The sequence below is a fragment of the Variovorax sp. FW301-JW7 genome (assembly GCF_058788795.1).
In genome coordinates this window covers 345,657-359,712 of record NZ_JBYTBC010000003.1, presented here as the reverse complement: position 1 = coordinate 359,712, position 14,056 = coordinate 345,657, and the positions used below count along the sequence as shown (strand labels likewise).

12 protein-coding genes are annotated in these 14,056 nt (G+C 69.2%); 4 read left to right on the top strand and 8 right to left on the bottom strand.

The genetic code is table 11. The annotated features are described in order from the left end of the window. Window positions 1–13: 13 nt before the first annotated feature. The 6 genes from AC3WQM_RS10150 to AC3WQM_RS10125 all read right to left on the bottom strand — a co-directional run bounded on the left by AC3WQM_RS10150 (window position 14) and on the right by AC3WQM_RS10125 (window position 7,148). Window positions 14–1,141, bottom strand: coding sequence for a porin (locus AC3WQM_RS10150; RefSeq protein WP_492678428.1), 1,128 nt, complete (start codon window positions 1,139–1,141; stop codon window positions 14–16). A 119-nt stretch (window positions 1,142–1,260) separates the two neighbouring features. Further along, window positions 1,261–2,961, bottom strand: a complete 1,701-nt coding sequence (gene ilvD, locus AC3WQM_RS10145; RefSeq protein WP_492678426.1) for a dihydroxy-acid dehydratase — start codon at window positions 2,959–2,961, stop codon at window positions 1,261–1,263. After that, a complete protein-coding gene (locus AC3WQM_RS10140; RefSeq protein ID WP_492678424.1) occupies window positions 2,958–3,416 on the bottom strand; it encodes an aconitase X swivel domain-containing protein in 459 nt (152 codons plus the stop codon). Before AC3WQM_RS10140 ends, ilvD begins: the two co-directional genes overlap by 4 nt. Beyond that, the gene (locus AC3WQM_RS10135) at window positions 3,413–4,708 is read right to left on the bottom strand and encodes an aconitase X (protein WP_492678422.1); all 1,296 of its coding nucleotides are present in this window, start codon (window positions 4,706–4,708) and stop codon (window positions 3,413–3,415) included. Before AC3WQM_RS10135 ends, AC3WQM_RS10140 begins: the two co-directional genes overlap by 4 nt. A gap of 53 nt (window positions 4,709–4,761) precedes the next feature. Beyond that, window positions 4,762–5,604: an IclR family transcriptional regulator gene (locus tag AC3WQM_RS10130; protein ID WP_062475657.1), complete on the bottom strand. Its 843-nt coding sequence runs from the start codon at window positions 5,602–5,604 to the stop codon at window positions 4,762–4,764. A gap of 89 nt (window positions 5,605–5,693) precedes the next feature. Continuing rightward, window positions 5,694–7,148, bottom strand: a complete 1,455-nt coding sequence (locus AC3WQM_RS10125; protein WP_139706163.1) for an FAD-dependent oxidoreductase — start codon at window positions 7,146–7,148, stop codon at window positions 5,694–5,696. Between the two features lie 166 nt (window positions 7,149–7,314). Here AC3WQM_RS10125 and AC3WQM_RS10120 point away from each other — a divergent pair, with 166 nt between their 5' ends. Continuing rightward, a complete protein-coding gene (locus AC3WQM_RS10120; RefSeq protein ID WP_492678420.1) occupies window positions 7,315–8,310 on the top strand; it encodes a Bug family tripartite tricarboxylate transporter substrate binding protein in 996 nt (331 codons plus the stop codon). After that, the gene (locus tag AC3WQM_RS10115; protein ID WP_492678418.1) at window positions 8,307–9,311 is read left to right on the top strand and encodes a Bug family tripartite tricarboxylate transporter substrate binding protein; all 1,005 of its coding nucleotides are present in this window, start codon (window positions 8,307–8,309) and stop codon (window positions 9,309–9,311) included. The genes AC3WQM_RS10120 and AC3WQM_RS10115 overlap by 4 nt, the downstream gene beginning before the upstream one ends. 19 nt (window positions 9,312–9,330) lie before the next feature. Here the strand turns inward: AC3WQM_RS10115 and AC3WQM_RS10110 are convergent, their stop codons facing one another. Both AC3WQM_RS10110 and AC3WQM_RS10105 read right to left on the bottom strand, forming a co-directional pair. Continuing rightward, window positions 9,331–10,209, bottom strand: coding sequence for an alpha/beta fold hydrolase (locus AC3WQM_RS10110; protein ID WP_492678416.1), 879 nt, complete (start codon window positions 10,207–10,209; stop codon window positions 9,331–9,333). A gap of 29 nt (window positions 10,210–10,238) precedes the next feature. Next, window positions 10,239–11,066, bottom strand: coding sequence for a DODA-type extradiol aromatic ring-opening family dioxygenase (locus AC3WQM_RS10105; RefSeq protein ID WP_492678414.1), 828 nt, complete (start codon window positions 11,064–11,066; stop codon window positions 10,239–10,241). 100 nt (window positions 11,067–11,166) lie between these two features. On the opposite strand from AC3WQM_RS10105, the gene AC3WQM_RS10100 reads away from it, so the two are divergent. Continuing rightward, window positions 11,167–12,102, top strand: coding sequence for a LysR family transcriptional regulator (locus AC3WQM_RS10100; protein ID WP_095947509.1), 936 nt, complete (start codon window positions 11,167–11,169; stop codon window positions 12,100–12,102). Window positions 12,103–12,196: 94 nt separating this feature from the next. Further along, complete coding sequence (locus AC3WQM_RS10095; RefSeq protein ID WP_492678412.1) at window positions 12,197–14,053, top strand: ABC transporter ATP-binding protein; 1,857 nt, start codon at window positions 12,197–12,199, stop codon at window positions 14,051–14,053. Window positions 14,054–14,056 lie beyond the last annotated feature (3 nt).

Genomic DNA, 14,056 nt, shown 5'->3' with positions numbered 1-14,056 from the left:
AAAGCCTCCTTGTTCAGAAGAGGTGCCGCACGCCGAACTCCCAGCCCGACGAGCGCATCCCGCCCGCCGGCGCCACGCCGCCGCTCACCACGTAGCGCGCCTGCCCGCTGTTCATCAGCCGCGCGTAGGTGCCGTACAGCGCGGTGCGCCGGGAGAGGTTGTGCACGTAGCCGATGCCGAACTGGCGCGCGTCGTCGCGGTTGCGCGGCATGCCGTTGGCGTTGCGCAGGCTCTCGTCGCTGCGGTCGTCCAGGTAGGCGTAGCTCACGCGGATGCGCCCGACCTCGAAGGCCGGGATGTGCGCGCCGATCTCGACGGTGTTCTTGCGCACCGTGCCGGCCGCGAGCTTCACCGTCACCTTGTTGTAGAGCGCGAAGAACTTCGCGAAGCCCGCATCCCACGAGCCGCCGATGTTGGCGTGCGTGTAGTTGCCGATGGTGGAGGTGGCGTTGAAGTGCGAGCGCGTCACGGCCGCCGCGATGTCGAATGCGCCCGAGGCGAAACCGAAGCGCGCGCCGCCGAAGTTGCCGTCGTCGCGGTTCGGCGCGGTGGAGTTGTTCTCGCCGGTGCCGATCATCGCCATGCCGTAGAAGCCGCCCAGCTTGGCCGGCAGCCAGTAGCTCACCGTGTTGCTGCCGGTGATGGCCGTGGGCAGCGGCCCGGTGCCCGCGCCCGCGAAGGTGAGGTTGCCCGCGCGCGCCACGCCGTTGGCGTTGAAGGGGTCGAAGTAGATGCTGTTGTAGTGCGTGGGAATGAAGTCGTGGCCCAGCCGCACTTCGCCCAGCGAATCGTGCGACAGGCTCACGAAGGACATGCGGTCGAAGGTGATCGGTCCCGCCGGGCCCGCGCCGCTCGTCTGGTTGTTGGTGTTGCTCGGCCGGCCGGTGCCCAGGTCGGGGTTCAGGCTGCCTTCGAGCCAGAAGCCCGCGCGCAGGCCCCCGCCCAGGTCTTCGGTGCCGCGAAAGCCGATCCGGCTGGTCGAGAGACCGCCGTTCGACAGCGCCTTGACCGAACCGCCGCCCTCGCCTTTCGTGTACTGGACGCCAAGGTCCATCACGCCGAACACGGTGACGCTGGATTGCGCGTGCGCCGCGCCGCTGCTGGCAAGGCCGATGGCCGACCACATCAAGATTCTCTTCATGGTTTTTTGTCTCCTGCTTCTTCTCTTTGGTTGAAAAACTCTGGAATCGCGCGCAGGGCTGCGCCACCGGGTGCGCACGGGGGTGCGCACCGGTTGGCGAAGGCCGGGGTGAAAAAGGTCTAGCTGGCGGGCTGCGGGCGCTCCGTGCGCACGAGCACTGCCCCCTTGGACAGCGGGCTCACGTTGCGCCGGTACTGCTGCAGCCAGCCGGTGTCGAAGGCCGGCGGCGGCGCCTGCCAGTCGGCGCGGCGCGCGGCGAGTTCGGCGTCGGTCAAGGCGATGTCGAGGCGGCGCGCGTCCAGGTCGATGGTGATCACGTCGCCGTCGCGCACCAGCCCGAGCGGGCCGCCCAGTGCCGCCTCGGGCGACACCTCGGCCACCACGAGCCCCTTGCAGACCAGGCCCGAGAGATGCCCGTCGGTCAGCAGCGCGACCTGGTCGCCCAGCCCCGCGCCATCGACCGCGAAGACCACGCGCGATGCACCGCCGCCCATGGCCGGCCCGCCGCACGCGCCGGCGCCGCGCATCACGACCACCTGGCCAGGCACGATCTCGTGGTTCTTGATCGCGGCGATGGCAGCGTCCGAAGTCCAGAAGCACACGGCCGGCCCGGTGAAGCGCCGCACCTTGCGCTCGGCGATGCCGGTCTTGATGAGGCCCGACTCGGGCGCGAGGTTGCCGCGCAAGAGCACGATGGCCGGCAGCGGCGCGACCGGGCGGTCGATGGGGCGGATCACCTCGGCGTCCCTCACTTCGGCGTGGCGCAGGTTGTCCGCGACGGTGCCGCCGGTCACCGTGCGCGCGCCCGTGTCGAGCAAGGGCGCGAGCTGCTTCATCAACGCACGGCAACCGCCCGCCGCCTCGAAGGCCTCGATCGAATGCTCGCCGATGGGGCGCACGCCGGCCAGCACCGGTGTCGTCGGGCCGAGGCTTTCGAAGAGGCCGTACACATCGACGCCGCACTCGCCTTCGGTCGATATCGCCTGCAGGTGCTTGGCCGTGTTGAGCGAACCGCCGACGGAGAGCACCGCGCGCACTGCGTTGGCGAAAGCGCCGGCCGAGAGGATGTCGCGCGGTTTCAGGTCGTCCAGCACCATCTGCACGATGCGCGTGCCGGCCGCGCGCACGTCGTCCATCATCTTCGGGCTCAGCGCGGCGACCGGCGCGCTGCCGGGCAAGGCCATGCCGAGCGCTTCGCACACGATGTGCATCGAGTTCGCCGTGCCCAGGCCCGAGCACACGCCCGGCCCGCGGATCGCCTCGCGGCTCATGCCCACGAGTTCTTCCACGGGCAGGTGGCCGGTGACCGCGTGCATCGCGCCGATGAACACCTCCTCGATGTCCATGTGCTTGCCGCGGTACTCGCCGCTGGGCTGGTAGCCGCAGGGCACGAGCAATGTCGGGATGTTGAGCCGCGCGGCCGCCATGAGCTGCCCCGGCACCGTCTTGTCGCACGAGGTGAGGCAGACCATGCCGTCGAGCTGCGCGCCTTCGACCGCGACCTCGATGTCGTTGGTCACCAGGTCGCGCGCGCCGAGCATGTAGGCGCCGCGTGCGCCCGCGCCGGTGATGAAGTCGCTGGGCGCGGCGGTGCGGATCTCGAACGGCACGCCGCCCGCCGCGCGGATCGCTGTCTTGATTTCCGCCGCCACCTTGTCGAGGTGGCTGAAGCACGCGGCCAGTTCCGAGGAGCTGTTGACGATGGCGATCTTGGGCTTCTCGCAATCCTCTTCAGGAATGCCGAGCGCGCGCCAGTGCGCATTGCGCACCGACCAGAGGTAGGAGCCGCGCGGGAAGTTGCTGCGCAAGGGACGGGTCATGAACGGTCTCCGGTCTTGTGGTTCTTCTTGGTGATCTCGATCACGCCGCGGTCGGCGTCCACGCGCACCCAGTCGCCGGTCTCGATGCATGCGAGCGGGTCGCGCTCGAAGTCGGTCATCGAGGACGAGTGCGTCACCACGGCGCCGAGCGCCATCTTGGTCGTCATCTCGTTGAACAGGAACGCCGCGGGCGCGGAGTTCATGAGCCGCGTCATGTGGAACATCGCGGACCAGCCTGACGAGCCCTTGGCGCCCGGGAACACCAGCACCTTGCCCGCGAAGCTCTGGCCGCGCAGTTCGTGGCGCGTCTCGATGACGGTGCCGGTGCGCGGGTCGATGCCGCCCCAGCCCGAGATGCGGTCGCGCGTGACGAGCGCCTCGCCTTCGGCCACGCCGCCCACGACCTTGCGGCCGCGGATGACGATGGTTTGTTCTGTGATGACTGCATCGCTCATGCGTAGCCCCCGTTCCAGCGACCCGTGCAGGCCGCATCGATGCATTCGGCCGTGCTGCCGAACCACGCCTGCACGCCGAGGATGGCGGGCAGGTAGTGCGCCTGCTTGGCGGAATCGAGCGCCACGGTCTTCGTGCCCTTGGGCACGGCGCGGCTCATGGCCGAGCAGCTGTCGGTCATGAGGATGCCGCCCGCGTCCTCGATGATCTTCGTGTAGCCGTTGCGGTCGGCCAGCGACTTGATGGCGCGCGGCGTGAAGATCCACAGCTCGCAATCGGGGTGCACACGGCGCCCTTCGATGAGCTGCGCGGCCTCCCAGATCTGCTCGATGGTGTAGTGCGGGCAGCCGAGCATCACGTACTGGACTTCGCTGTCCTTGCCGGTGACGTTGATCTTCTCGTAGGTCGCGCGGCGCTCGGCCTCGCCGTAGCGCAGCACCTCGATGGGCGTCTTGCCGCCGAGCGCCTGCGCCAGCGTCAGCGCCTCGGGCGTGACGCCGGCGATGTGGTACATCTCCACGCCGCCCGAGGACGAGGCCGCTGCGCCGAAGTGCTTGAGCCGCGGCAAGTTCGGCACGCGGCCGATGCCGCGCCGGCTGTGCACCACCGGCACGCGCTCCTGCACGTGCTCGCCGATGTAGTAGCCGAGCAGGCCCCAGTCCTGCACCGACTCGACCTCGATGTCGAGCTCGATCACATGCGTCGCGCGGCGGTTCTCTTCGAGGTGGTAGCCCCAGTAGGGAATGCGGCCGGTGAGCATGGCCGCGCCCGTGCTCTCGCGGCCCTCGGTGTTGGTGCGTGCGCCGAGCACCGAGTTGCAATACACCACCGCCGACGATTCCATCCACGCGCAGTGCTCGCCGCGCGTCGGGATGTTGCCCACCTGGTAGGGCGTGCAGGTGTTCATGATCTGCGCGCCGAGGCCGGCCGCATGGCGCTCGCTCTTGTTGTAGAACTGGACGATCTCCTCGCTCACGCCCATGCGCTCGGGCTGGCCGGGGTCGAAGCCCAGCTGCAGGTGGCTCGTGAAGACCTTGAACTTCGGGATCTCGACCGTCTCCTGGCTGTCGAGGCTGAATTCGGAGAACACCGCGTCCATGCCGCCGCCCTTGGCGAGCGCGAAGTCGCGCTGGAAAGGCGTGGTCGAGGTGATGGTGGCGCAGACGTTGCGCGTCTCGACCAGTCGCTCGGCGCCGAGGGCTTCGCCATAGCGCATCAGCAGGTCCATCGCCTTCTGCACGGCCGGTCCGTCGCGGCCGTCGTACATGGCTTTTTCTTCATCGCTCAGGTGCATGACCTGTGTCTCCGTTCTTCTGTCGTCGTGGGGAAGGGTCCCCGGCCGGGTTGCTAACCCGGCGAGGGTGAAGGCACGTGCCCGCCGATGTCGCGCGCAATGGTGAGCGCGATGTCGTGCAGGCGCGGTGCGAGTTCGTTGCGCAATCTGTCTTCGGTGAACACGAAGGCGGCGCCGCCGCCGTTGAGCGCCATCACCTCGCCGTCGGGGCCGATGAGCGGCACCGACACCGAGTTGATCTCGCGGTGGAATTCGCCGAGCGAGAGGCAGTAGCCCAGCCGCTTGGCTTCGCCGATGGCGCGCGTCATGGGCGCGGCGATGCCGTCCCACTCGGGGCCGCGCAGCAGGCGCATCGAATCGACCAGCTGGTTGCGCTGCGCGTCGGGCAGCGCCGAGAGGTACGCGCGACCGAGCGCCGAGTTCGGCAGCGGCGCGCGCGAGCCCACGTCCAGCCGCGCCGAGAGCATCGACGAACGCGGGCGGCAGGCTTCGATCAGCACCATCTCCATGCCGTCGCGCACCGCGAGGTAGACGGAGGCACCGACCTCTTCCGCCATCGCCTGCATGCTGGGCCGCGCGGCGGCGCGCACATCGAGGCTGCCGAGGAACACGCGCGAGAGCGATACCACGCCCGGCCCGAGCATGAAGCGGTCGGGCGCCTGCGCGGGCTTGAGCATGCCCAGCGAGAGCAGCGTCGCGACCAGCCGGTTGACCGTGGGGCGCGGAATGCCGGTGATTCGCGCGACGTCGGCGTGGCCGAGCACGGGGCGGTCTTCGCTGAAGCAGCGCAGCACCGAGATGCCGCGTTCCAGCGCGCTCACGGTGTCGGAACGTTCGCCTCGCGAATCGGAGGCATCGGCCGCGGAAAGAGAGCTGTCGTTTTTATCGGTGGACATGGAAGGACCCTTTGAACGCTTTGCAAGACTCTGCAATGTAGAGGCTCGCGAAAGGAGGTCGTCCGGGTTCATGGCAAAAAGGAGCCAGGTCAGGCGCTGGCTTCGGCCGCGACGGAGGCCGCGCCCTGCCCGGCCTCGCCCCCGGTGCGCAGGTACACGCCCTGCGCCAGCAGTGCGGACTGCAGCGCGCCGGTGTCGACGAAGCGCGGCGCGATGCCGCCCTGCGACGCCAGCGCCGCAGCTACGCCCGCCGCCTGGCCCGTGATCCAGCACTGCGGAATCTCGCGCATGAAGCCGTGCGAGTTGCGGTCGCACGAGATGTGGCGCCCGCACGCCACGAGGCCGTCGAGCTGCTGCGGCACCAGCGCGCCATAGGGGATGGAGATGTTCGGGAATTTCGGCGACACCGCGGGCGTCACGCCGATCTCGTCCGCCAGCGCCACGCCGTCGGGCCACTGGCTGCGCAGCACCGCACCCACGCCGGTGAGGCGCCGCGCATGGCGCACGCCGATCTGTGGCGCGCTCAGCATCAGGTAGGCGTCCTCGAAGCCGGGCGCGTGCGCCTTGAAGTAGTCGAGGTGCGCGGCCATGGCGCGGTGGGAGCGCACTTCGACGGCCGTGAGGTCGTCCACGTCGAGCGCCGAGTAACCCGACTGGCGCGGCCCCATGAAGAGCGCCACGTCGTTGCGCCACGAGACGAAGGGCCGCTCGAAGAGGCCGAGCTGCTCGCGTCCGCGCGCCATGAAGCCGGCGAAGGCCTCGGGCTGGCCGGCCTTGAAGTCGATCCAGCGGTTCATGTCCACGCCGCCGAAGAGCCAGGAGGTGTTCATGCAGTGGTGCACGTCGGCCTCTTCGATGTCGTTCACATAGGCGGCGCCGGCGCGGGCGAACAGGTCGCCGTCGCCGGTGGCATCGACCACCACGTCGGCCATGATGGCCATGCGGCCTTCCTTGCTCTCGAAGACCACGCCCTTGACGGCGCCGTCCTGCACGATCGGGATCGCGGCCCACGAGTGATAGATGAGCTTGACCTTGCGCTCCAGCACGATCTCCTGCGAGAGCAGCTTCAGGCGCTCGGGGTCGATGGTGGGCGACCAGGTGACGATGCCGTGGTAGGCGGCCGTGCGCTGCGACCAGTGCGCGGCCTTGGCCACGTCCTGCGAGCCCCAGTCCGCGCGCTGCGGGCCGGCGATGGCGTCGGCGGGCAGGCGGTCGAACAGTTCTTCGGCGAAGCCGCGGATCACCAGCTTGCCTTCCCAGTCGGTCATGCGGTCGATCCAGATCACGAGGCCGCCGGTCGACAGGCCGCCCAGGTGGTTGTAGCGCTCGAGCAGCGCCACGTCGGCACCGGCGCGGGCCGCGGCAGCGGCTGCGGCGGTGCCCGACGGGCCGCCGCCGACCACCAGCACGCCGCAGCGGTGATAGACCGGAATGTTCTTGCCGGGCTCGGCCCAGCTGCCGTGGTCAGGGCGCTTGACGCGGCTGTCGCGGTCGAAGATGTCGGAGGACAGGATGCGCTCGTCGGTGCGGACGACAGTTTTCATGGGATGGGTGTCTTGGATGGGCTGTTTCGTCGTATTTTGATTTCAATGTTCATTTTGTCAAACACAAAAGCCAATAAAAGGCATTTGTTCGGGGTATTCCCTAGTCGATATGGATTTTTATGACTTTCTAAATCAATATCAGGAGAACATTCCAACGGAGACATCGATGAAGAGACTCAACGGCACCCGCCGTGCATTCGGCACGGCCCTCGGCGCCGCGGCTTTGCTGGGCCTGGCGCCGCACGCGTTCGCGCAGGACTTTCCGGCGCGCAACAAACCGATCCGCATCGTCGTGGGCTTCACGGCCGGCGGCGGCACCGACGCGCAGGCGCGCATCGTGGCGCAGAAGCTCGGCGAGGTGCTGGGCACCAGCGTGATCGTCGACAACAAGCCCGGCGCGAGCACCATGCTCGCGGCCAACGAGGTGTCGCGCGCCTTGCCCGACGGCTACACGCTGCTGTACGCGCCCTCTTCCACGATGGCGCAGAACCCGCACACCTTCGCGCAGGTGCCCTACGACCCGTTCAAGGACTTCACCGCCATCTCGATGGGCGGGCGCGGGCCGCTGGTGCTGTCGGTGAGCACCACGGTGCCCGCCAACAACGTGAAGGAGCTGGTGGCCTACGTGAAGGCCAACCCCGGCAAGGTGAGCTACGCCTCGTTCGGTGCGGGCACCTCGTCGCACATCTACGGCGAGGCCTTCGTGAAGAAGACCGGCGTCGATGCGGTGCACATCCCCTACAAGGGCGGCTCGGACGCGGCCAAGGACCTGATCGGCGGACGCGTGCAGTACATGTTCGACTCGGCCTCGTCAGCCATCATCACCTCGGCCACGGGCAAGGTGAAGGTGCTGGCCATCGCGGCGAACGCACGCATCCCGGCGCTGCCCGACGTGCCCACCTTCGCCGAACAAGGCTACGCCGGGCTGGACCTGCCGAGCTGGCTCGGCTTCTACGGGCCGGCGCGCATGCCGGCGCCGGTGGTGGCCAAGCTCAACGCGGCACTCACGCAGGTGCTGGCGATGCCGCAGGTGCGCGAGTTCTATCGCACGGGCGGCTACGAAGCGGGCGCGACGACGCCGGAAGAATTCGCCGGCATCACGCGCACGACCTACGAACGCTGGGGCGCGATGGTGCAGCAGGTAGGCTTGGCCAAGCAATGAGTCCTTCTTCCTTCATCACCCGACGCAGCGCGGCCGCATGGCTTGCGCTGGGCGCGATCGCCCTGCCGCCGTCGTCATTCGCAGCCTCACCGGCGGACTTTCCGGTCAAGGGCCGCAGCATCCGCATCGTGCTCGGCCTGGCGGCCGGCGGCGCCTCCGACGCGCAGGCGCGCTTCGTCGCCAACAAGCTCGGCGAGGTGCTGCAGACGCCGGTCATCGTGGAGAACCGCCCGGGCGCGAGCTTCATCCTCGCGACCGAGGAGGTGATCCGCGCGGCGCCCGACGGCTACACCTTCATGTACGCGCCCTCTTCCGTGGTCGCGCAGAACCCGCAGACGCTGGCACAGGTGCGCTACGACCCGTTCAAGGACTTGACGCCGATCTCGCTCGGCGCACGCGGCCCGCTGGTGCTGACGGTGCACACGAGCGTGCCGGCGCGCAACGTGCAGGAGCTGGTCGCGTACATCAAGGCCAACCCGGGAAAGATGAGCTACGCCTCGTTCGGCACCGGCACCTCGTCGCACATCTACGGCGAAGCTTTCGCACGGCAGGCCGGGCTCGACGTGGTGCACGTGCCCTACAAGGGCGGCGCCGATGCGGCGAAGGACTTCCTCGCGGGCCGCGTGCAGTACTACTTCGACGCGGCGCCCAACGCCATCCAGAACACGGCCACCGGCAAGGTGCGCATGCTCGCGGTGGCAGCGCCGAAACGCAGCGCGATGCTGCCCGACGTGCCCACGATGAGCGAGCAAGGCGTGAGCGGCGTCGACATGGCGAGCTGGCTCGGCTTCTACGGCCCGGCGCGCATGCCGGCACCGGTGGTCGCCAAGCTCAATGCCGCGCTGGCGCAGGTGCTGGCGATGCCGGCCACGCGCGACTTCTTCCGCCAGGGCGCCTACGAAGCCGAATCGTCGACCCCGCAGCAGCTGGCCGACCTCACGCGCACGACCTACGACCAGTGGGCCGAGACCATCCGCAAGCTCGGCCTCACGAAGCAGTAACGGGTCGCGACGGCGAAGTTCAGCCGAAGAACTTCAGCAGCCGCGCATTGGTCTCGTCGGCGCGTTCGTACTGCACCCAGTGCCCCGCGCCGTCGATCACCACGCCTTCGCGGTCGGGGCCTTCGCTGGCCAGTTGCGCCACCAGCGGACGCGAATCGGCAGTGACGTCGAACTCGCCCCACAGCAGCAGCGTCGGCACACCCAGCGTGTCGATCGCGGCCTGCAGCCCGCCCGAGAGCGACACCTCCTTGCTGCGAAAGCGCGTGCCGTGGCACGAGAGGTCGTGGATCTCGAAGGCCAGCGGGTCGATGGCGGCCGGCGCGTGCAGCATCAGCGCGCCCAGGTTGTGCATGAGCGCGGCGCGTTCGGTCTCGCGGTCGGGGGCGGCGCGCCAGTTGATCATCTCGACCGTCATGCGGCGCAAGGTGCCGTGGCCGCCGCTGCCCATCAGCGCCAGCCGGCGGATGGCGCCGCGCCGCACCGCGAAGCGCGCGGCCGTGAGTCCGCCGAACGAGAAACCGCCCAGGTCGATGGGCGTGCCGGCGCCGATGAGCGCGTCGAGCGTGCCGCCGAGCGCGGCCAGCAGCGGCACCAGCGCGTCTTCGCCGGGCGCCACGCGCGGCAGCGCGTCGGAATCGTGGAAGCCGGGCATGTCGGGCAGGAGCAGCGTGCGCTGCGCCGACAGCGCCTCGGCATTGCGCAGCCAGTGCATCCAGCTGCCGTGGCCGCCGTGCAGCAGCACGATGGGTGGCTTCGTCGTGTCGCTGCCGAAGCGGCGCCAGCGCACGCGAATGCCGTCGTGCACCGGGTCGTGCGAGGTGGACAGGGCTTCGATGCGGGCAATCTGGCGCCGGGCTTCGGCGGATTCGTCGGGGGTGGGAAGAGCGGGCGTGGGCATGGCTTCATTCTGCCGCGCGGCCCGCAGCCTCACGCCGCGCCGAAGCGGTAGCTCGACACCACGAGCCCGCCCATGAAGGCGTCCTCGTGGTACACACGCTCGCCGGCCTCGCCTTCGGCCGCGCCCACCGCGACCATCAGCGGAATCAGATGCTCCTCGCGCGGGTGCGCCACACGCGCCGACGGGGCCGAGGCCCAGTCCTGCAGGCGTTGCACGCGCGCTTGCGGCGTGGCCTGCACAGCCGTCTCGTCGAGCCAGTCGCCGAAGGCCTTGGACACGCCGTGCGCCTGCGGGCCGAAGTTGCGCAGGTTGTGATAGCTCAGGCCGCTGCCGACGATGAGCACGTTCTCGTCACGCAGCGGCGCGATGGCACGGCCCAATGCCAGGTGCTCGGCCGGGTCGAGCCCGCGCCGCAGCGACAGCTGCACCACCGGCACGTCCGCGTTCGGGTACATCGCGGCCATGGGCGAGAACATGCCGTGGTCGTAGCCGCGCTCGGGGTCGATCTGCGCCGGCAGGCCGGCGGCGGCGATCAGCGACTGCACGCGCTGCGCGAGTTCGGGCGAACCGGGCGAGGCATAGCGCACCTCGTAGGTGTGGGCCGGAAAGCCGCCGTAGTCGTAGATCATGGGCGGGCGCGGGTTGCCCTGCACCGTGAACACGGGCGACTCCCAGTGCGCCGAAATCATGAGGATCGCGGCCGGCGCGCGGCCGATCTGGCGCGGCATGTCGGCCAGCGAGGCGGCGAGCTGGTCGTAGGTGGCGCCCATCTCCTTCTTCATCCAGGGCCAGGGGCCGCCGCCGTGCGAGATGAAGTACGTGGGCAGGCGGGAAAGCGTGGGGGTGTCGTGGGTCAAGTCGATGCTCCTTGAAGGCGTTGGATCGACTGTAGACATTTCCTTTGAGGAAATCGACAGGCTACGATGCATCGAATCCTTTCTTCACAGGAAATCATCGATGGACCGCATGACCAGCCTGCGCGTGTTCCGCGAGGTCGTCGAGGCCGGCAGTTTCGTGGCGGCGGCGGAGCGCCTGGGCCTGTCGGCGCCGATGGCCAGCAAGCACGTGGCGCAGCTCGAGAAATCCCTGGGTGCGCGGCTGCTGCACCGCTCCAGCCGCCACCTGAGCCTGACCGAGGCCGGCACCGCCTGGTACGAGCAGAGCCGCCGCGCGCTCGACCTGCTCGACGCGGCCGAGGCCGCCATCGGCCAGACCAGCGACGCGCCGCGGGGCCAGCTCAAGGTGAGCGCGCCCGTGTGGTGCGCCACGCCGCGCTTTGCGCGCGTGCTGGCCGACTACCGCGCGGCGTACCCCGAGGTGCTGGTCGACATGCACCTGGAGAACCGCAAGGTCGATCTCGCGGCCGACGGCTACGACCTGGCCTTGCGCGCCACGCAGGAGCCCTCGCCCGCGCTCATCGCACGGCCGCTGTGCCGCGTGCCCTTTCACCTCGCGGGCACGCCGGCCTACCTGAAGCGCCACGGCGCCCTGCCCGCGGTGCCGGCCGACCTGGCGAAGCTGGGCGCGATCGTGCCCAGCTACGTGAACCTGGACAACCTCGCGCTCAAGGGGCCGGGCGGGCGCATGTTCCCGCTGCGGCTCACGCCCGCGATGCGCTCGGACGACACCACGCTCACGCTGCACGCGGTGCGCGCCGACATGGGCATTGCCTACCTGCCCGTGTGGCTCATCGACGACGACCTGGCGCAGGGCCGGCTGGTGCGGCTGCTGCCCGCGTTCGAGGCCACGCCGGTCACGCTGTTCGCCGTGTACACGAGCCGGCAGTACATGTCGCCCAAGCTGCGAACTTTCATCGACTTCCTGAGCGCACGGCTCGGGGGCATGGAAACAAAGGCAGCACGGGCCGACGACAGCAAGGTGCGCCGCAGCTGAAGGGTTGCTGAAGGCACCGGCCGCGAACGCACCTTTTCGGGGCAAGGTCATGCCTGCAGGGCTACAGTCGAAGGCTCTCCTGGAGACCGATTCCTTGTTCCGCTTTTTCGAAAAACTCCTTACCCCTTATCCCGCCGCCGAACCCGCGCTGCCGCCCCAAGGCTTCTTCGCCTTCTTGTGGGCCTGCACACACGGCGTGCGCGGCAAGATCGCCGCGATGGCGGTGCTCACCGCGGTGATGTCGACCTTCGAGGCCGCGCTGTTCGCGATCCTCGGGCGCATCGTCGACTGGCTCGGCGGCCAGGTGCCCTCGCAGCTGTGGGCCGAGCGCGGCGACACGCTGCTGTGGCTGGCCGCGTTCCTGGTGATCAGCATCGGCGTGGTGGCGCTGCAGACCATCGTGAAGCACCAGACGCTCGCGGTGAACCTGCCGATGCGCCTGCGCTGGAACTTCCACCGCCTGATGCTGGGCCAGAGCATGGCCTTCTACCAGGACGAGTTCGCGGGCCGCATCACGGCCAAGGTGATGCAGACCGCGCTGGCCGTGCGCGAGACCGTGTTCGTGCTGGCCGACGTGCTCGTGGCCATGGGCGTGTACGTGGCCACCATGATCATCCTGGTGGGCGTGCTCGACGCGCAGCTGGTGTGGCCCTTCGTCATCTGGCTGGCGCTGTACATCGCCTCGCTGGTGTACTTCGTGCCGCGCCTGGGCAAGGTCGGCAAGGCACAGGCCGATGCGCGCGCGCTCATGACCGGGCGCGTGACCGACGCCTACACCAACATCGCGACCGTCAAGCTGTTCTCGCACACGCAGCGCGAAGCCGGCTTTGCGCGCGACGCGATGCGCGAGTTCATGAAGACGGGCTACGGCCAGATGCGGCTGGTGAGCGCCTTCGAGATCGTCAACCACACGCTGAGCATGGGCCTCACGGCCGGCATGGCGGGCATGGCGCTGTGGCTGTGGTCGCACGGCACGGTGGGCGTGGGCGCGGTGGCCGCCGCCACGGCGATGGCGCTGCGGCTGCAGGGCATGTCGCACTGGATCATGTGGGAGATGACCAGCCTGTTCGAGAACATCGGCACGGTGCAGGACGGCATGAAGACGCTGTCACGCCCGCGCACGGTGCTCGACGCGCCCCATGCCACGGTGCTCGACGTGCCGCACGGCGAAGTGCGCTTCGAGCAGGCCAGCTTCCGCTACGGCGACGCAGGCCGCCGCGTGATCGACGACCTGAACCTGGTCGTGAAGCCCGGCGAAAAGATCGGCCTGGTCGGCCGTTCGGGGGCCGGCAAGTCGACGCTGGTGAACCTGCTGCTGCGCTTCCATGACCTGGAAAGCGGCCGCATCCTCATCGACGGGCAGGACATCTCGAAGGTCACGCAGGATTCGCTGCGCATGCACATCGGCATGGTCACGCAAGACACGTCGCTGATGCACCGCTCCGTGGCCGACAACATCGCCTACGGCCGGCCCGACGCCACGCTGGCGCAGATCGAAGCGGCTGCGAAGCGTGCCGAAGCGCACGACTTCATCCAGACGCTGGGCGACGCGGGCGGACGGCGCGGTTACGAGGCGCATGTGGGCGAGCGCGGCGTGAAGCTCTCGGGCGGCCAGCGCCAGCGCGTGGCCATTGCGCGCGTGATGCTGAAGGACGCGCCGATCCTGCTGCTCGACGAAGCCACGAGCGCGCTCGACTCCGAGGTCGAGGCCGCGATCCAGCAGAGCCTGTACACGCTGATGGAAGGCAAGACCGTGATCGCCATCGCGCACCGGCTGTCGACCATCGCGGCGATGGACCGCCTGATCGTGCTCGACGAAGGCCGCGTCGTCGAAGAAGGCGACCACCGCACGCTGATGGCCCAGGGCGGCCTGTATGCGCGGCTGTGGGCGCACCAGAGCGGCGGCTTCCTGGGCGACGGGCTCGAAGAAGACGAAGCCCTGCGCGCCTGAGCG